Annotated in this window: 16 protein-coding genes; 9 read left to right on the forward strand and 7 right to left on the reverse strand. The window is 65.2% G+C overall.

Annotated elements, in window-relative coordinates:
- Nucleotides 1-48: 48 nt before the first annotated feature.
- The 4 genes from NWE53_RS08585 to NWE53_RS08600 form a co-directional block, all read right to left on the reverse strand.
- Entirely contained in the window at nucleotides 49-1857 is a 1809-nt protein-coding gene (locus NWE53_RS08585; RefSeq protein WP_265053909.1) for a methyl-accepting chemotaxis protein, read from the reverse strand.
- A 329-nt stretch (nucleotides 1858-2186) separates the two neighbouring features.
- On the reverse strand, nucleotides 2187-2951 hold the full coding sequence (locus tag NWE53_RS08590) for a competence/damage-inducible protein A (protein ID WP_265053910.1): 765 nt from the start codon (nucleotides 2949-2951) through the stop codon (nucleotides 2187-2189).
- A gap of 159 nt (nucleotides 2952-3110) precedes the next feature.
- Nucleotides 3111-3959: an FkbM family methyltransferase gene (locus NWE53_RS08595; protein ID WP_265053911.1), complete on the reverse strand. Its 849-nt coding sequence runs from the start codon at nucleotides 3957-3959 to the stop codon at nucleotides 3111-3113.
- A gap of 70 nt (nucleotides 3960-4029) precedes the next feature.
- Complete coding sequence (locus tag NWE53_RS08600) at nucleotides 4030-5214, reverse strand: GAF and HD-GYP domain-containing protein (protein WP_265053912.1); 1185 nt, start codon at nucleotides 5212-5214, stop codon at nucleotides 4030-4032.
- Between the two features lie 215 nt (nucleotides 5215-5429).
- On the opposite strand from NWE53_RS08600, the gene map reads away from it, so the two are divergent.
- The 8 genes from map (at nucleotide 5430) to NWE53_RS08640 (ending at nucleotide 14021) form a co-directional block, all read left to right on the forward strand.
- Nucleotides 5430-6254: a type I methionyl aminopeptidase gene (map, locus tag NWE53_RS08605; RefSeq protein ID WP_265053913.1), complete on the forward strand. Its 825-nt coding sequence runs from the start codon at nucleotides 5430-5432 to the stop codon at nucleotides 6252-6254.
- Nucleotides 6255-7001: a RadC family protein gene (gene radC, locus NWE53_RS08610; protein WP_442864992.1), complete on the forward strand. Its 747-nt coding sequence runs from the start codon at nucleotides 6255-6257 to the stop codon at nucleotides 6999-7001.
- Nucleotides 7002-7033: 32 nt separating this feature from the next.
- Entirely contained in the window at nucleotides 7034-7405 is a 372-nt protein-coding gene (locus tag NWE53_RS08615) for a DUF488 domain-containing protein (protein ID WP_265053915.1), read from the forward strand.
- Between the two features lie 203 nt (nucleotides 7406-7608).
- Nucleotides 7609-9024: a circularly permuted type 2 ATP-grasp protein gene (locus NWE53_RS08620; protein WP_265053916.1), complete on the forward strand. Its 1416-nt coding sequence runs from the start codon at nucleotides 7609-7611 to the stop codon at nucleotides 9022-9024.
- 70 nt (nucleotides 9025-9094) lie between these two features.
- On the forward strand, nucleotides 9095-10036 hold the full coding sequence (locus NWE53_RS08625; RefSeq protein ID WP_265053917.1) for an alpha-E domain-containing protein: 942 nt from the start codon (nucleotides 9095-9097) through the stop codon (nucleotides 10034-10036).
- Between the two features lie 65 nt (nucleotides 10037-10101).
- On the forward strand, nucleotides 10102-10929 hold the full coding sequence (locus tag NWE53_RS08630) for a transglutaminase family protein (protein WP_265053918.1): 828 nt from the start codon (nucleotides 10102-10104) through the stop codon (nucleotides 10927-10929).
- A gap of 43 nt (nucleotides 10930-10972) precedes the next feature.
- Complete coding sequence (locus NWE53_RS08635) at nucleotides 10973-11722, forward strand: proteasome-type protease (RefSeq protein ID WP_265053919.1); 750 nt, start codon at nucleotides 10973-10975, stop codon at nucleotides 11720-11722.
- Nucleotides 11723-11795: 73 nt separating this feature from the next.
- Entirely contained in the window at nucleotides 11796-14021 is a 2226-nt protein-coding gene (locus tag NWE53_RS08640; RefSeq protein ID WP_265053920.1) for a putative bifunctional diguanylate cyclase/phosphodiesterase, read from the forward strand.
- A 72-nt stretch (nucleotides 14022-14093) separates the two neighbouring features.
- Here the strand turns inward: NWE53_RS08640 and NWE53_RS08645 are convergent, their stop codons facing one another.
- Entirely contained in the window at nucleotides 14094-14693 is a 600-nt protein-coding gene (locus tag NWE53_RS08645) for an exopolysaccharide biosynthesis protein (protein ID WP_265053921.1), read from the reverse strand.
- 121 nt (nucleotides 14694-14814) lie between these two features.
- Nucleotides 14815-15084, reverse strand: coding sequence for an usg protein (locus NWE53_RS08650; RefSeq protein WP_265053922.1), 270 nt, complete (start codon nucleotides 15082-15084; stop codon nucleotides 14815-14817).
- A gap of 113 nt (nucleotides 15085-15197) precedes the next feature.
- Here NWE53_RS08650 and bcsS point away from each other — a divergent pair, with 113 nt between their 5' ends.
- Nucleotides 15198-15968, forward strand: coding sequence for a cellulose biosynthesis protein BcsS (gene bcsS, locus NWE53_RS08655; protein ID WP_265053923.1), 771 nt, complete (start codon nucleotides 15198-15200; stop codon nucleotides 15966-15968).
- A gap of 62 nt (nucleotides 15969-16030) precedes the next feature.
- On the opposite strand, the gene NWE53_RS08660 is transcribed toward bcsS, so the two are convergent.
- The gene (locus NWE53_RS08660; RefSeq protein WP_265053924.1) at nucleotides 16031-17632 is read right to left on the reverse strand and encodes a molybdopterin-binding/glycosyltransferase family 2 protein; all 1602 of its coding nucleotides are present in this window, start codon (nucleotides 17630-17632) and stop codon (nucleotides 16031-16033) included.
- Between the last annotated feature and the right edge of the window lie 11 nt (nucleotides 17633-17643).

Raw genomic sequence — 17643 nt, forward strand, 5'->3', positions numbered from 1 at the left:
ACAAGAGGCACGCGCCGAACATCCCCAGGCGAAGCCCTTTATTGCGGCTCAGAATTCAGCCCAGCCATCCGCTCCGCCGCCGGAAGCCACCTTTCGGCCGCGCAGGGGCGACCCGGCAGAAGGCACCGCGCGCAGCATCGGAGCTGCGGCATGAACAAGCTGTGCCATAGGCCTCGAATACTCGCCTCCGAGCCGGAAGGAGCCGGCCATCGTGCTCAGAGCCTCGGTCTCCTGCTGGAGGTCGCGGGCGACGCGGGCGCTCTGCTCGGCCAGCAGCGAGTTCTGCTGGGTGATCTCGTCCATATGCGCGACGGTGCGGGCCATCTCGTCGATGCCGTTGGCCTGCTCGGTCGTCGCCTGCGAGATCTCGCTGACGGTCGAGGCCACCTTCGACGCGGCGGTGACGATCTCGCGCAGCGTCGTGCCGGCATCCTTGACGAGCCCGACGCCAGCTTGAATCTGCTGCGTAGAATTCGCGATCAAGGCCTTGACGCCATTGGCGGATTCACTGCAGCGCGCGGCCAGCGCCCGCACCTCCGTCGCGACCACTGCGAAGCCCCGCCCGGCATCGCCGGCCCGCGCCGCCTCGACCGCGGCGTTGAGCGCCAGCAGATTGGTCTGGAAGGCGATCTCGTCGATCATCGAGATGATCTCGGAGATGCCGGACGAGGCCTGCTCGATCCGCCCCATCGCCTCGACCGCCTCGGTGACGATGGCGCCGCCGCGGGCCGCGACCTCGCTCGCCTCGTTGCCGAGTTGCACCGCCATCTTCGAATTGCTGGCGCTGTGCTTGACCGAGGCCGCGAGTTCCTCCGTCGTCGCCGCAGTCTGCTGCAGGCTCGATGCGTTCGCCTCGGTACGCTCGGCCAGTTGCTGACTGTCGGAGGTGATCTTCAGCGAAGCGCCGTCGATGCGCGCCGAGATGTCGCGGACCGAGCCGACGACATCCGCCAGCGTATCGAGCAGGTCATTGACCCCGGCGCAGAGCGTCGCGACCTCCCCGCTCTTGCCGTCCAGCGGCACGCGCCCGGTCAGGTCCTTGCCTTTGGCGAGCGCGATGACCTCGCTCGTCTCCCTGACGGCGGATTCGAGCTGCTTGCCCTTGAAGGTCGCGGTGATGTCCGTCGCGAACTTCACGACCTTGTACGGGCGGCCCTGAGCGTCGAGGATCGGGTTGTAGCTCGCCTGGATCCAGATCTCCCTGCCGCCCTTGCCGACGCGCCGGTACTGCCCGGCGTCGTACTCGCCACGGCCCAGGCGTTCCCAGAAGGCGCGATAGGTCGGTGTCTCCCGCTCGGCCGCATCGACGAACATCCGGTGATGCTGGCCCGCGATCTCGGCCAGCGAATAGCCGAGCACACTGAGGAAATTCTCGTCCGCATGCAGGATCTTGCCGGTCAGGTCGAATTCGATCACGGCCTGAGCCTTGTCGATCGCGGCACGCTGCCCTTCGAGATCGGCGAGGCGGTTCTTCTGCTCGGTGACGTCGAACGCGTATTTGATCACGCTCTTCGGCTTGCCGCCGGCTCCCATGATCGGGTTGTAGCTCGCCTGGATCCAGACTTCCTTGCCGCCCTTGCCGACCCGCAGATACTGCCCGCGCGAGAACTCGCCGCGTCCGAGATCGGCCCAGAACTGTTTGTAACTCGCACTGCCCTTTTCTTCGGGCGTGACGAACATGCTGTGATGCTGGCCTTTCACTTCGGCCAGCGCGTAACCCATGGCGGCAAGGAAATTGTCGTTGGCATCCAGGATCTTGCCGTCGAGGTCGAACTCGATCACCGCTTGCGATCGGTTGATCGCATCAAGCTGACCCGCAGCATGTCTGTTCGAGAAAAGGCCGGAAAAGAGCGACATCCATATCCCCCTTTTGGCGCGGCCCGCGCGTCAGGCTTCGTCTCGGGCGAGCGCCGTCATGAAAGCCGTCATCGAACTCTCGCCACGCGAAGACATGGCGAGGGAAGCCGAATTCTTTTCGACTACTCGCGAATCATTACATCAACTTGTTTATGAATGATGTATATGTAGTTAATCACATCAAATCACATCAAACAAGAACTTCCAATACGATTGGATACTATATCAAAGCAATGTTCGATGTGACAATTGAACCATGCCGTACAGCATCGGAGCCCAAAATAAGAGAAAATCCATTATTTTACTGAAATAATTCTATCATATATCTGTCATGATTTGGATTTGGATTTTTCAATCGCAATCATAGATTTCACGTCGGCTATCGCCGCTTCGAGTTTGTCTGCTTCGCGGGAGCGGACGACGATATTCGTGTCGGGCCCGGTATCCGACCAGAACGGGTAGGAGCCGATCGAAACCGCTGGATGGGCCTTGGCGATCGCCGCCAGCGGACCGCCGATATCGCCCTCGCGCAGGCCGGCCTGAACCGTATCCGACAGGACCTTCGTCCCCGTCCGCAATGTCGGGGCGACGACATCCAGCATCGCCTGCATGATCGCCGGAACGCCGGCCATCACATAGACATTCCCGATATTGAAGCCGGGAGCCTTGGAGATCGCATTGGCGATCAGTTCGGCCCCGGCCGGAATGCGCGCCATCCGCATGCGCGCCTCGTTGAGATCGGCCGGGGAGAAACGCTCCGACAGCATCGCGACCGCGCGCGGATCGTAATCGATGGAGACGCCGAAGGCGGCCGCGACAGCATCGGCGGTGATGTCGTCATGGGTCGGACCGATGCCGCCCGTCGTGAAGACATAGGTGAATCGAGCCCGCAGGGCATTCAGCGCCGCGACGATCTCGTCGGTAACGTCCGGAACGACCCGAACCTCGCGCAGCTCGATGCCGATATTGGTGAGATACTCGGCGATATAGCCGATGTTCTTGTCCTTCGTTCGCCCCGACAGGATCTCGTCGCCGATCACCAGGATCGCGGCCGTGACGATGGCGGCTGACGGGCTGGCTTCACTGGTGGTCATCGCGGCGCTCCTGGCTCTCGATACAAGAGCTAGAGCATCGGCCCAAAAAGTGGAACGCGGTTTTCGGGGAAATGCCGATACGAAAACAACGGGGTAAGACGTCGTCGCGCGGCGCCCGGGCAGCGCGGCGAACGCCCCGATGCAACGCGATCGCGCTGCTCAGGCGCGCTTGCGTTCGAAGACCAGATTGAGCCGCGTCTGGGCGACAAGCTTGTAGCCGCTGCGCGTCAAGAGCCCCGCGAGGTCGCTCTGCCAGCGCTGGCGGGAATCCTCGATGATGACGAAGCCGGGCCAGAGCGACTCCGGCGCATCGCGCAGGAACGGTTCGAGAATGATGTCCTCGGCCCCTTCGACATCGAGCTTGATCGCATCGATGCGCTCGTAACCCTCGCCTTGGACCAGCGCCAGCAGCGTCATGGCCGGCACCCGGACCGCTATCCCCGCGCTCGAATTGAGGATGCGCACACTCGACTCGCCGCGATTGGTCTGGTCGATGAACAGGGTCAGCTCGCCGGGCTTGTCCGCCAACGCGCAGGCCACCGCCTTGACCGTCCCGAACGGGTTCTGGGCGATGTTGAACGCGAGCCGCGCGAAGATCTCCGGCTGCGGTTCGACTGCGAGGATCCGCGCGCCGCGCCCCGCACGGGCGGCAACGAACAGGGAATAGGCGCCGATATTCGCGCCGACATCGATGAAGGTGAAACCGTCACGCAGCCGCGCGGCCAGCATCTCGCGCTCGACCGCGTCGAAATATTGCGGCGTGAACAGCACGCGCTTCTCGCAGACATTGCCGTCCGGATAGAGGCGCATCTTGGCGCCGAGCGCCTCGATATCGACCGGAGCGCCGTTCAGCGAGCGCAGGCCGAGGCGGCGCAACGCATAGGCGATCTTGCGCCCGAAGAAAGAATCGGAGGCCGCACGCGTCCGCGCGATGATGCGGGCGAGATAGGCTTTCGGAGCGAAGGCGCCGTAGGGCCGCTCTTCCGCCTGGGATTGTTCGATGATCATGGCCATTGCGCCAGCCTGATACACCTCACAGCGCCGCTGCGCCAGCCGTCTCCCCGCTTGCTGCCCAAAGCTATGCAGCGTCCGCGAACTGCCCGAAGATCGTTTCGAAGACGGGCGCGATCTCCCGGAAGACATCGATTAGCTCCGGATCGAACTGCCTGCCACGCTCGCCGAGGATGACCGCGACGGCCTCCTCGTGAGACATCGCCGCCTTGTAGACGCGTTCCGTGACCAGCGCGTCATAGACGTCCGCGATCGCCATCAACCGCCCCGTCAGGGGAATGGCTTTGCCGGCGAGCCCCCGCGGATAGCCGTCCCCGTCCCAACGCTCGTGATGCGTGAAGGCGATATCCTTGGCCACCTGCAGGAACGAGCTCGATGTGCCGAGATGCCGCTCGGCATTGACGATGACCTGACGCCCGAGTTCGGCGTGCGTCTGCATGACGGCCCGCTCGGCCTCGTCGAGCCGCCCCGGCTTGAGCAGGATGCGATCGGGAATGCCGACCTTGCCGATGTCGTGCAGCGGCGCGGATTTGAAGAGCAGATCGATGATCCCATCGTCCAGCTGATCCGCGTACAGCCCGCGCTCGCAGGCCGCCCTCGCCAGGGCCCGCAGGTAGTGCTGCGTACGCCGGACATGGTTCGCCGTCTCGTTGTCGCGCGTTTCCGCCAGCGAGGCCATGGCCAGGATGATGGCATCCTTCGCCCGTTCCGCCGCCTCCAGCGCGACGGACAGCGAGTTCACCAGCGCGATGTTGGTCATGGCGACGGCGGCGCTGTTGGCGATCCGCCTCAGAGTCCGGATCACCTCCGGCGCCGGGCGATGACAATGCGCCCAATACGCGCCGATCGCAGCCACGGGATCCTCGTGCCGCACCGGCACCATCACGAGGCTGCGCACGAAGGTTGGCCGATAGGCAGCATGCGGAATGCGATCATCCGCGTAGATGTCCTCGATGACGACGACCTCACCGCGCTGCATGGCCCAGCCGGAGATGCAGGTCTCCATCGGAAAGCGCTGGCCTTTCCAGAGCGGCGTGATGGCGTCCTCGTCGGCGTAGTAGCAACGGCCGCTTTCACGCAGGACGAAGCTGATGCCGTCTGCTCCGGTCAGTCCGCGCGCGTTGCGGCGAACGACGCTCATGACCTCCGCGATGCCGCGCGCCATGGCGAGATCGAGAACCAGGGCATCGAGCGCGCTCGGCGCATCATCCCCGTAATAAGCGAACGACGATGTTCTGGCCGGCGCGTGCATGGTTCAAGAGGCAGTCGAGCGGATCGAAAACGACGAAAGCAGTACCATGGCAACGTAATGAAATTCTGAACGCAAGGGCATGTTTGGAGCGCACCTACGTCAGCTGCAGGTGACCTCGACACTGGCGCGGCAGCTCGGCCTCCTCCGATGACGCAAGCGGCTTGCACGCTCCGCCAAACGCAATAGATATGTCGGCAAGGAGTTTCCTGGGCGCGATGACATTCGAAGACACCATCGGCCGGTCGCGCTCACGCGAACCTGCCATCAAGATTCACGGCCCCGAGGCTTTCGCGGCCATGCACAAGGCCGGCCGGCTCACGGCCGAGGGCCTCGACATGCTCGGCTCCTACGTCAAGCCCGGCGTAACCACCCAGCGCCTCGACGATCTCGCCTTCCAGTTCGCCATGGACAACGGCGCCTACCCGGCGACGCTGTTCTATCGCGGCTATACCAAGTCGATCTGCACCTCGATCAACCATGTCGTCTGTCATGGCATCCCCGACGACAAGCCGCTGCGCGAGGGCGATGTCCTCAACATCGACTACACGCTGATCGTCGATGGCTGGCACGGCGATTCGAGCCGGATGTACGCCGTCGGCGAGATTTCGCGGAAGTCCGAGCGGCTGATCGAGATCACCTATGAAAGCCTGCTGCGCGGCATCAAGGCTGTTCGAGCCGGCGCGACCACCGGCGACATCGGCTTCGCCATCCAGCGCTATGCGGAAGGCGAGCGCTGCTCGGTGGTGCGCGATTTCTGCGGCCACGGCATCGGCCGTCTCTTCCACGATGCGCCGAACATCCTGCACTACGGCAGCCCCGGCGAGGGCATCGAGCTGAAGCCGGGCATGGTCTTCACCATCGAGCCGATGATCAACCTCGGCAAGCCCGGCGTGAAGGTGCTCTCCGACGGGTGGACAGCCGTGACGCGCGACCGTTCGCTCTCCGCCCAGTTCGAGCATCAGATCGGCGTCACGGAGACCGGCGGCGAGATCTTCACGCTCTCGCCTGGCGGCTTCGACAATCCGCTCACCGCGCGATGAGTGTCGGCACCGGCAAGGGGCCGCGCAAGGTGCCCTCTTGCCGCCTTTGCCGAAGCCGCCGATGCAAAAGCCGCGACGCCGCATTATCACGGCCATCGCGACCGCTTGCGCGCCCGTTTCCAGGAGACCGGCGCGGAAGCCCTGCCCGATTACGAGCTGCTCGAGCTGCTGCTCTTCCGCTCGATCCCGCAGCGGGACGTCAAGCCGCTCGCCAAGGAGCTGATCCAGCGCTTTGGTTCCTTCGCCGAGGTACTGGGCGCCCCGATCACCCGCCTCACCGAGGTCAAGGGCGTCGGCGAGGGCGTGGCGCTCGATCTCAAGGTCGTTGCGGCCGCGTTGCAGCGCATGGCGAAGGGCGCCGTCTCGAAGCGGCCCGTCCTCTCCTCATGGTCGTCGGTGCTCGACTATTGCCGCATGGCAATGGCCTTCGCGGAGCGCGAGCAGTTCCGCATCCTGTTCCTCGACAAGAAGAACGCCCTCATCGCCGACGAGGTGCAGCAGACCGGCACGGTCGACCACACGCCGGTCTATCCGCGCGAGGTCATGCGCCGGGCGCTGGAACTCTCGGCCTCCGCCATCATCCTCGTCCACAACCATCCATCTGGCGACCCGACGCCCTCGGGTGCCGATATGCGGATGACCCGCGAGCTCGTCGACATCGCCAAGCCGCTCGGCATCGCCATTCACGACCACATCATCGTCGGGCGCGACGGCCATGCGAGCTTCCGCAGCCTCGGGCTGATCTGAGCCCTGTCGCCCGTCTCGTCGGAGGCCAGAGCATGTCGCAGCTCATCGTGAAGCGTGTTTACGACCCGCCCCTGCCGAGCGACGGCATGCGAATCCTGGTCGATCGCCTCTGGCCGCGCGGAATCGCGAAGGACAGGATCGAGATGTGGCTGAAGGATATCGCGCCCAGCGATGTTCTCCGGCATGAGTTCCACGGCCATCCCGACCGCTGGGACGAGTTTCGCGCCGCCTATGCCGCCGAACTCGGCAGCGCATCGGCGCAGGCAGCCCTCGCCACGCTGGAGGAGAAACTGGCGCAAGGGCCGGTGACGCTGCTCTATGCCGCCAAGGACGAGACCCGGAACAATGCCGAAGCCTTGCGGCTTTGGCTGGAAGAACGTCCCAGCGCAGCCAAAAACCGCTAGAAGGCGCCATTTCCCGAAAGCTCGAAGGCGGCAGCGCCTGGTATCGCTGACCGGGTCCTCTTTGCCGGTCCTGCCGAATACGCCGGAGCCCCACTCAATACTGCCTAGGAAAAAGGCAGACCCGACCAATTGGGCATCTTCCTCCCCCCTTCCCGAACGCCAGCGAATGCGCATAGGCTGGCCGAAAAGGGGAAGAGGGCCGCATGGTCGCATTCGATGAAATGACCGGCTCGGGCACGGAACTGAGACCGGCCTATGAAGCTCTCGACCGCTGGCTCAAGGAAGCGCCGCCGGAGACGCTGGCCCTGAGGCGCAGCCAGGCGGAGCTGTTCTTCCGCCGCATCGGCATCACCTTCGCGGTCTACGGCGACGAGGAATCGACGGAGCGGCTGATCCCTTTCGACATCATCCCGCGGGTCCTGACCAAGCCGGAATGGACCAAGCTCGAAGCGGGCCTGCGCCAGCGCGTGACCGCGCTCAACATGTTCCTGGCCGATGTCTACGGGCCGAAGGAATGCCTGAAGGCCGGCATCATCCCGCCCGATCTGGTCTATCGCAACGCCTGCTACCAGCTCGAAATGGTCGACTTCAAGGTGCCGCACGGCATCTACTGCCACATCGCCGGCATCGATGTGGTGCGCGTCGACGCCGACACCTTCTACGTGCTGGAGGACAATGCCCGCACCCCGTCCGGCGTCTCCTACATGATGGAGAACCGGGAGGTGATGCTCAGGCTCTTCCCCGAGCTCTTCTCCACGCATCGCGTCGCGCCGGTCGACAACTATCCCGACCAGCTGCTGGCGACGCTGCGCTCGGTTGCGCCACGCAGCGCGCCGTCCGACCCGACGATCTGCCTGCTCACGCCGGGCCAGTACAATTCGGCCTTCTACGAGCACTCTTTCCTGGCCGACAAGCTGGGCATCGAGCTTGTCGAAGGCTCGGACCTGCTGGTCAAGGACGACGTGGTCTATATGCGGACCACCCAGGGGCCGAAGCGCGTTGATGTGATCTACCGTCGCATCGACGACGACTTCATCGACCCGCTCGTCTTCCGCGGCGATTCCGTGCTCGGCGTCCCCGGCATCATCGGCGCCTACAAGGCAGGCAACGTCACGCTGGCCAATGCGGTGGGCACCGGCGTCGCCGACGACAAGGCGGTCTACAGCTACATGCCCGAGATCGTGAAGTTCTTCACCGGCGAGGAGCCGATCCTGAAGAACGTCCCGACCTTCCGCTGTCGCGAGCCCGAAGCGAACGCCTATGTGCTCGACAATCTCGAGAAGCTCGTCGTCAAGGAGGTCAACGGTTCCGGCGGCTACGGCATGCTGGTCGGCCCGCACGCCAACAAGGCGCAGATCGAGACCTTCCGCCGCAAGCTCAAGGCGAGCCCTGAGGGCTTCATCGCCCAGCCGACGCTGGCGCTCTCGACCTGCCCGACCTTCGTCGCCTCAGGCGTGGCGCCGCGCCATGTCGACCTGCGCCCCTATGTGCTGTCGGGCGCCAACGGCATTTCCTGCGTGCCGGGCGGGCTGACGCGCGTTGCGCTCAAGGAAGGCTCACTCGTCGTCAATTCGAGCCAGGGCGGCGGCACCAAGGACACCTGGGTTCTCGACGCATGACCGACGCTGCCAGCCAGACCATCATGACCCCGCAATCGCCTGCCACGCTGCGGAAAGGCACTCGCTGATCATGCTTTCGCGTACCGCCGACAGCCTCTACTGGGTTTCCCGCTATGTCGAGCGGGCCGAGTATCTCGCCCGCATCCTCGACGCCACGACGCGCCTGACCAACCTGCCCTCGACCTATGGCGGCGCTGGCACGGAATGGCACAGCGCGGTGTCCACCGCCGGCTGCGAGGACACCTTCGCCCAGGCTTATGGCGAGGCGAACGAGCGCAATGTCTGCGATTTCCTGACCTTCAACCCCGACAACCCCTCCTCCATCCGCAACTGCCTCGCCCAGGCGCGCTCAAATGCGCGCGCGGTCCGCACCGCCCTGACCTCGGAGATGTGGGACGCGCTGAACAGCGCCTGGCTGGAGCTGCAGCGTTTCGAGAAGAAGCGCATGGACCGCGAGGAGTTCGCCCGCTTTCTCGACTGGGTGAAGAACGTCTCGCTCGTCTTCGACGGCTCGGCCTACCGCACCATGCTGCGCGACGACGGCTACTGGTTCTCACGGCTCGGCGTCTATCTCGAGCGCGCCGACAACACGGCCCGCATCCTCGACGTGAAATACCATGTGCTGCTGCCGGCGAACGAGCAGGTCGGTGGCTCGCTCGACTACTTCCAGTGGACGACGGTGCTGCGCGAGGTCTCGGCCCTGACCGCCTATCACTGGGTCTATCGCGAAGCGGTGAAGCCGATCCTGATCGCCGATCTGCTCATCCTCAACCGCCGCATGCCGCGCTCGCTCGCCGCCTGCTACGAGAACATCTCGCGCTTTCTCGACCATCTCGGCGATGCCTATGGCCGGCAGGGCCAGGCCCAGCGCCAGGCGCGCAAGACGCTCGGCAGCCTCAGCAACACCCGCATCGACGATGTCTTCACGCACGGGCTGCATCAGTTCATCGAGGAGTTCATCACGGAGAACAATCGCCTCGGCAACACCATCTTCGAGCAGTATCTGCAATGAATCGCTTGCCTGCTCGCAGGCCGGCGGCCAAAGAGCGGTTGCCGTAACTCCGTCCGGACCAAACCATGCGGATCAGGATTTCCCACGCGATCAGCTACGACTATGCCGAGCCGGCGCGTCACATCACGCAGATCCTGCGGCTGACCCCGCGCGACCATGACGGCCAGCACGTCATGTCCTGGCGCATCGAGCCGAACGTCGACGGCCGTCTGCGCACCACGCAGGACGCGCACGGCAACATCGTTCACAGCTTCTACGCCGAAGGGCCGATCTCGTCCCTCGGCATCCGCATCGACGGGCTGATCGAAACCATCGATCTCGCCGGCGTCGTCCGTGGCGGCCACGAGCGGGTTCCCTGCGATGTCTACCTGCGCGACACGCTGCTGACCGGCCAGGACGAAGCGCTCCGCAACTTCGCCGACGAGGCCGTGACGGGCGCCGCCACGCCGCTCTCTCGCATGCACGCGCTGATGGCGGCGGTCGAGGAGCGGATAGCCTGCGTCGAGGCCAGTGGCCGCACCGGCGTCGGTGCGACCGCCGCCTTCGCGGCCAAGGAGGCGATCGCGCAGGATATCGCCCATGTCTTCATGGCCTGCGCCCGGCATCTCGGCGTGCCCGCCCGCTACGTCTCGGGCTATGTGGCGCAATCCGACGATCTGCCGCATGGCAACGGTGCCCATGCCTGGGCCGAAGCTTACCTTGAAGACTACGGCTGGATCGGCTTCGACTGCGCCAACGGGCTCTGCCCGATCGACACCCATGTCCGCGTGGCCGTGGGGCTCGACTTCACGGACGCCGCGCCGGTCCGCGGCTCGCGCCAGGGCGGCGAAGGCGAGAACCTCAACGTGCTCGTCAGCGCTCAGGAAGCCGAAGGCCGCTTCGCCAACCAGTGATCGTGCCCTCCACGGGAGTGCCGAAGATGCAAGGACAAGTCCCGTGACCTATTGCGCCGGAATCCTCGTGCAGGATGGCCTCGTCATGATCGCCGACACCCGCACCAATGCCGGGCTCGACGACATCTCGACCTTCCGCAAGCTCCACGTCTTCTCCTGGCCGGGAGAGCGGAGTTTCGGCCTGATGACCGCCGGCAACCTCTCGATCACCCAGTCCGTGGTGAGCTTCCTCAATGAGGGCCTGCCCAATTCCGAGACCGGCGAGATCGATACCCTGCAGAACGCCAGCTCGATGTTCCGCGCCGCGCAGCTCGTCGGGCGCTGCATCCGCCATGTCCGCGATATCGACGGCCCCGCGCTCGAGGAGGCGAGGGTCAAGTTCGACATATCCATGCTGTTCGGCGGCCAGATCAAGGGCCAGCCGATGCGGCTCTTCATGGTCTACGGCGCCGGCAACTTCATCGAATGCGGCGCGGACGCGCCCTTCCTCCAGATCGGCGAGCATAAATACGGCAAGCCGATCCTCGACCGCGCGGTGACCTTCAAGACGCATCTCTACGATGCCCTCAAGGTCGGGCTGATCTCGATGGATTCGACGATGCGCTCCAATCTCGGCGTCGGTCTGCCGATCGATCTCATGGTCATGCGGCGCGACGCGGACGATCTGGAGCTCAACCGCCGCATCGAAGCCGGAGAGCCTTATTTCCACGATCTGCGCGAGCGCTGGTCGGCCGCCCTGCGCGCGGCCCATATGGCGATCCCTCGCCCGCCCTATGCACCTCCCGAGCCTTGACGCGCTCGAACGGCAACCGGATGTCAATAATTGCGGCGCTAAGTTGTCGGGCAAGACCCGCCTTGGATAACGCATGTTCCAACCGTTTGCCGCGAAGATGACGAACGCGGGCTCCTCCGCTCGTATGTTCGCGAGCACGGTGGTGACTCTCGGCTGTGCTTTCCTGCTCCTGATGGCCGCCGGCATCGGCGTCGTCATCGCGATCACGCGCGAGGCGAACCGGCTGGAGGCACAGCGCCAGGCGGAGCGTGTCGAGACCGCCTTCAACGCCCAGATTCGCCTCAATGAACTGAGGCTGGAAGGGCTGGTCACCACCGGCGAACTGCCGGAAGCGTTGGAACAGACCGACCCGAAACCGGCGCTGCAAGCCGCTTTCAGGCGCTTGCGCGGCCAGCTTGCCGATTTCGACGGCGCTTATATCGCCTCGGCGAATGGCGTCGTGCTCGCAGGTATCGATACCAACGCGCCGTCCGGCCGCTCGGGATCGGGCGGCCTGCGCCATCTCGAAGCGTTTCTACGCGGCACGAAGGGGCAGCTGGTCGCAGCCATCGGCGAGACGCTTCTTCCGCAGTTCGGAGCGACGCGCTCGACGGTCATCAGGGACGGGGACGAAACCCTGATGCTGACGATCGTCGATCTCGCGCGCGTCGTGCCGTTCAGCGCCACGAGCGCGCGGGAATCGCTCTCGCTCATCGCCTATCGTCACATATCGGAAGGCCTGCTCCCGGAGCTGGCAGAGCGCTATCGCGTTGCCGATATCCACCTGGCGGCCGCGCAGCCGAGCGACAGGCTGACGGGACTGGCCTTGCGCGCCCCGGACGGCACCGTCAGCGGTTGGCTGACCTGGACGCCGGCCCGCCCCGGCGACGTCATGCTCCACCGGTTCCTCTGGGCTTTGATCGCAGTCGCCCTGCTGTTCTCGGCGATCTTCGTTTTCGTCGTCCAGCGCCTGCGCGCCGCCGCCGGGGAGATCGAATTGCGGGAGCGCCAGATCCAGCGCCTTGCAGGGCAGGATGAGCTTTCGCTCCTGCCGAACCGGCGCAGCTTCGACCTGACGCTCGATCAGACCCTCGCCGATCTCCAGCAGAACGGCACGGGGCTCGCGATGATGCTGATCGACCTCGATCGCTTCAAGGCCGTCAACGACACCTATGGCCACACCGCGGGCGACGAATTGATCCGGCAGGTTGCGACGCGGCTCTCGAGCGCGACGCAGGCCACGGACACGGTCGCGCGCATCGGCGGCGACGAGTTCGGCATCATCCAGACGCAAGGCGCCACGCCTGCCAGCTGCACCGCGCTCGCGGAGCGCATTCTGGCGCGGCTCACCGAACCCTTCGTCGTCATGGGAATCGAGGTCACGATCGGTTGCTCGATCGGCATCGCCATCGCTCCGCGCGACGGCGCGGATCGCGAAGCGTTGCTGAGACTGGCGGATATGGCGCTCTACGAGGCCAAGAACGGCGGCCGCAATCGCTTCTCCTTCTTCGAGACGCAGATGAACCGGTCGCTGCAGCTCAAGCGCATGGTCGAGGATGACCTGCGCCGCGCCATCGAGAATGACGAGCTGACGCTGCACTACCAGCCGCAGGTCTCGGTCGACGGCTCCACGATCGTTGGCATCGAGGCGCTGGTGCGTTGGCCCCACCCGGTGCACGGCATGATCCCGCCTTCGGACTTCATCGCCATCGCGGAGGAGCGCGGTCTCATCATGCCGCTGAGCGAGTGGGTGCTGCGGCGGGCCTGCACGGAGGCCCGGCGCTGGACCGGGATTCGGCTGGCCGTCAACGTTTCGCCCATCCAGTTCCGCCACAAGGACTTCGTCGCCAACGTCATCCGCATCATCGAGGAAACCGATTTCGATCCGGCGCAGCTCGAGCTCGAATTGACCGAAGGCGTGCTGATCGAGGATGCCGATGCGGCGGAAACCGCGATGATGGACATCCGCGCTCACGGCGTCGGCCTGGCGCTCGACGATTTCGGCACGGGCTATTCGAGCTTGATCTATCTGCGGCGCTTCGCCTTCGACAAGATCAAGATCGACCGCTCCTTCCTCGAATACATGGAAGCGACCGGGGAATCCGCCATCCTCGTCCATTCGATGGCACATCTCGGCCGGGCGCTCGGCCTGCGCGTCTGCGCCGAAGGCGTCGAGACCGCCGAGCAGCATCGCTTCCTGCAGGCGATCGGCTGTCACGAATTGCAGGGCTTCCTGTTCTCGAAGGCCGTGCCGGCCGAGGAGATCGATCGGCTGCTGGATCTCGACAACCCTTTTGCTGAAATCCTCGTCGCCGCCTGAAATCCGTCTTCAGAGCATTTTCGAGCGAAGCGGACACCGGTTCGCGTGAAGAAAATGCGATAAGATCAAAATCTAGAACAGCAGTTCGTGGATGCCGCTGAAGATCGCGTAGGCGAAGCCGGCGCTGAGCAGCAGCCCCGCCGCCCCGAAGATCGCGCCGATGATCATCAGCAGGCCGTCGCGCTCGACGAGGCCGAGCCCGACGAGGCAGACGGCAAGGCCGAGCGGGATCTGCCCGATGAACGGCGCCGCGACGATCAGCCCCAGCGCCAATACCAGGATGACCAGCCCCAGCACGGGAATGGCGTAGGGGCTGCCGAGCATCGTCAAGCGCGGCTTGGAGAAGCGTTCGAGCCGGATCAAGGCCGGAAGCGCCCGCTCGACGGCACGGTTGAGCTCCGGCTTGCCGATGCTGCGGGCGAGTAGGGCCTTCGGTAGCCATGGCATTCGCCGGCCCATCAGCATCTGCAGCGCGACGAAAGCCAGGACCAGGCCGCAGACCAGCGGGATCGGCGGCGGCATCGGCAGGCAATTCGGCAGGCCGAGCAGAACGACGAGCAACGCATAGGCCCGGTCCTGAAGCGCGGCGATGATCGTGCCGACCGCGATCCGTTCCCCGGGCAGGCCGGCAAGCGCCGTCAGAAGTCCGGAGGTGCGCAGGGAAGATGACAAAGGGACAAAGGCCGTGCCGAAGCGGGAGCGCCCGCGTAGCACGGTCGGCCGCTGGCCAACAAGCACGCCCGGCGCAGGCGTTCAATGCCGGGCGGTCGGGGCCAGCCTCTTGCGCGGCCGTTCAATGCAGCGTCAGCACGCCGTTCAGGCTGCGGATCTCCGCCGGCCGGATCAGGCGCGAATGCGCGACGGTGACCGAATGAAGCGGTCCATCGAGCTCGCGCCGCCAGAATGCGAGGAAATCCTTGAGCACCGGAAAGCGCGGCGCCACGTCGTATTGCTGCCAGATGAAGGTCTGCAGGACGCTGCGGTGATCCGGCATGCGATACAGGATCGTCGCAGTCGTCAGCCCATAGCCTTCCAGCTGCTTGATGAAATCTTCCGAGACCATCGCCACCTCCTCTCCTGATACGGAATGAAAGCTTTGCCGGATGCGTCGAGCCTGCTCCCGCTTGGTTAACAAAGGCTTGCAAGTCTACTGCCAAACTGCTGCAATCCCAATGCATGACGCGGGCCAGCACCTGCGGCGTGGCGGGGGCGTGCGTGGCGTATGGGTGGGGCAAGGCCGGTTTGGCCGGGTTGGCGATCGTCTTCGCCGCCGCTGCGTTCGATTCGGCCAGAGCGGAAGAAGACGAGGACGAGTATTCGCCTATTTCCATGGTGATATTCGGCTCGATGGAAGCGGGCCCGACCAAGACCTTCGTATCGGTCGGCATGAAGCGTGCCATCGGGGGCGGAATTGCCGATAGTGGCTTCCGGCTCTTCCTGAAGGCCGGAGGATCGCAGGAGCAGACGCGGCGGTCCTCTCCTCACGGCACCACCTACAAGGCCGGGTCGCAGGCGATGCTGGGATACGAATGGCGCATCCGCGACAGCTTTCTCGCTGTGTACGCCGGCTCCGACACCGAAAGCGAGCAGCGGATCGAAGCCCTCGGTCCCTCGCTGGTTTCGACCCGCTACGGCGCCCGCCTCCAGGCCGATCTCTGGGCCATTCCAGCCGACGGCATGATGCTGCAGGCCAATGCTTACGGCTCGTCACTCAACGGCCGGCTCTGGGCCCGCCTGGCGCCCGGCTGGCAGATGCCTGCCGGCTTTTATCTGGGTCCGGAAATCGAAGCCTATCGCGAGCGCGATTATCGCAAGCTGCGGCTCGGGCTTCATCTCACCGGCCTGCGTTTCCTCGGCCTCGAATGGCGCCTGTCCGGCGGCTGGCAGAACTCGAGCGACCGGCCTTCGGAGGCCTACGGCACGCTGGGGCTACATTGGCTGCGCTGAAGCATTTTCAAGCGAAGCGGACACCGGTTCGCCTGACGAAAATGCGATGAATTATCCCGAGCTCAGCTCTGCAAGGCTCGCAAGGCCTCGGGCGTATCGACATCGATGGCGATCGCCGGGTCCTCGAACGCGACCTCGACCACCCGCTCGCCGGCCTCGTCGAGCAGCCGCCTCGCACCACGATCTCCCGTGAGAAGCGACACCGCCGGAAAGATTTCCCGCGCCAGCAACACCGGATTTCCGCGCTGGCCGAACAACGTCGGCACCACGGCGAGAGCTTCGGGTCGCATCGTATGGGCTGCGACGAGTTGCTCGATGACCTGGGGAGTCACATTCGGCATGTCGCCGAGCGAAACCACCGCGCCCTGGACCCCATTCGGCAAGGCAGCGATTCCAGACTTCAGCGAGCTTGCGAGACCTGAGGCGTAATCGGGATTGTACACGATCCGGACCGGCAGATCCGCCAGCGCGGCGGTAACGGCGTCCCGTTCATGGCCGATGACGACGAAGACGGGTGAAAGGCCGGCCTCCAGCTGGGCTTCAGTGGCGTGGCGCAGGATCGGCTTGCCGCGCAGCGGCTGGAGCAGCTTGTTCCGGGCGCCCATGCGCGTCGACAGCCCGGCGGCAAGGACGATACCGGCGACCGAGCCGCCTCCGCTGTGTCCGGGCGCCCGCGGCTGCGGCCGCGAGACGATTTCCATCAGCAGCCCGCCGACGCCCATGCGCTGGACATCGGCCTTCTCCACCCGGATGCCGGCAAGGCTGCGTTGCAGCACCCAGTCGAAGCTGTTCTCCTTCGGCGAGCGGGCACAGCCCGGCGCCCCGATCACCGGCTTGCCACCGAGCCTGCCGAGCATCAGCAGGTTGCCGGGATCGACCGGCATGCCGAGATGCTCGACCTCGCCACCAGCTTCCACGAGCGCTTGCGGAATGACGTCGCGCCGGTCGGTGATGGCCGAGGCGCCGAATACGACGATGATGTCGGCCTCGCCCCCCGCCTGCTCGGCGATTGCCCTCGCCAACGGCTCCGGCTCATGCGGCACGCGCTTGTCGGCCGACAGAATGGCCTGCGCCGGCGCCAGCCGGTCCTGCATGATGCGCAGCGTCTTATCGACGACGCTCGGCTTCAACCCCGGCAACAGGGTCGAGATCACCGCCACCCGGGACGGGCGATAGGGCGCGATCGCGATGGCCGGCCCATCGCCGAGCGCCGCGAGCGCCTCTGCCACCCGCGCCTCGGCCACGGCGTAGGGAATGATCTTCACCGTCGCGACGAGTTCGCCCACGACCACCGCCTTGAGCGCCGGCAAGGTCGCGACCGTGATCGCCTCGTCCACCATGTTGAAGGCATCGATGGCCGCGACGTCGAGCCTCAGCACGCCGGCCGTGGCCGCGAACAGGTTGACCCGGCCGGTGAAGGGGGCTTCGGCGGCGATGGCCTCGCCGACCATATGCGAGGCCAGCCGCTCGGCCGCGGCGTTCTCGCCGATGTCGCCGGTTTCGAGCCTGACGGCGACGATCTCGGTGATGCCGGCCTCCTGCAGCCGTGCCGCGAGGTCCGCGGTGATGGTCGCGCCTTTCTTCACCGTCGTTCCGCCCGCGCGGATCGTGTGCGCGGCGATGCAGCCGACGGCCTCGGCGCTGGCGACCGGTCCGAATTTCATCGCCTTCGCCT

This window comes from Bosea sp. NBC_00550 (genome assembly GCF_026020075.1).
Taxonomy (GTDB): Bacteria; Pseudomonadota; Alphaproteobacteria; order Rhizobiales; family Beijerinckiaceae; genus Allobosea.

Excerpts from the sequence above, each read along its gene's own strand:
- NWE53_RS08585 (WP_265053909.1), bottom strand. The coding sequence starts at position 1,857 with ATGTCGCTCTTTTCCGGCCTTTTCTCGAACAGACATGCTGCGGGTCAG.
- NWE53_RS08590 (WP_265053910.1), bottom strand. The coding sequence starts at position 2,951 with ATGACCACCAGTGAAGCCAGCCCGTCAGCCGCCATCGTCACGGCCGCG.
- NWE53_RS08595 (WP_265053911.1), bottom strand. The coding sequence starts at position 3,959 with ATGATCATCGAACAATCCCAGGCGGAAGAGCGGCCCTACGGCGCCTTC.
- NWE53_RS08600 (WP_265053912.1), bottom strand. The coding sequence starts at position 5,214 with ATGCACGCGCCGGCCAGAACATCGTCGTTCGCTTATTACGGGGATGAT.
- map (WP_265053913.1), top strand. The coding sequence starts at position 5,430 with ATGACATTCGAAGACACCATCGGCCGGTCGCGCTCACGCGAACCTGCC.
- NWE53_RS08615 (WP_265053915.1), top strand. The coding sequence starts at position 7,034 with ATGTCGCAGCTCATCGTGAAGCGTGTTTACGACCCGCCCCTGCCGAGC.
- NWE53_RS08620 (WP_265053916.1), top strand. The coding sequence starts at position 7,609 with ATGGTCGCATTCGATGAAATGACCGGCTCGGGCACGGAACTGAGACCG.
- NWE53_RS08625 (WP_265053917.1), top strand. The coding sequence starts at position 9,095 with ATGCTTTCGCGTACCGCCGACAGCCTCTACTGGGTTTCCCGCTATGTC.
- NWE53_RS08630 (WP_265053918.1), top strand. The coding sequence starts at position 10,102 with ATGCGGATCAGGATTTCCCACGCGATCAGCTACGACTATGCCGAGCCG.
- NWE53_RS08640 (WP_265053920.1), top strand. The coding sequence starts at position 11,796 with ATGTTCCAACCGTTTGCCGCGAAGATGACGAACGCGGGCTCCTCCGCT.
- NWE53_RS08650 (WP_265053922.1), bottom strand. The coding sequence starts at position 15,084 with ATGGTCTCGGAAGATTTCATCAAGCAGCTGGAAGGCTATGGGCTGACG.
- bcsS (WP_265053923.1), top strand. The coding sequence starts at position 15,198 with ATGACGCGGGCCAGCACCTGCGGCGTGGCGGGGGCGTGCGTGGCGTAT.
- NWE53_RS08660 (WP_265053924.1), bottom strand. The coding sequence starts at position 17,632 with ATGAAATTCGGACCGGTCGCCAGCGCCGAGGCCGTCGGCTGCATCGCC.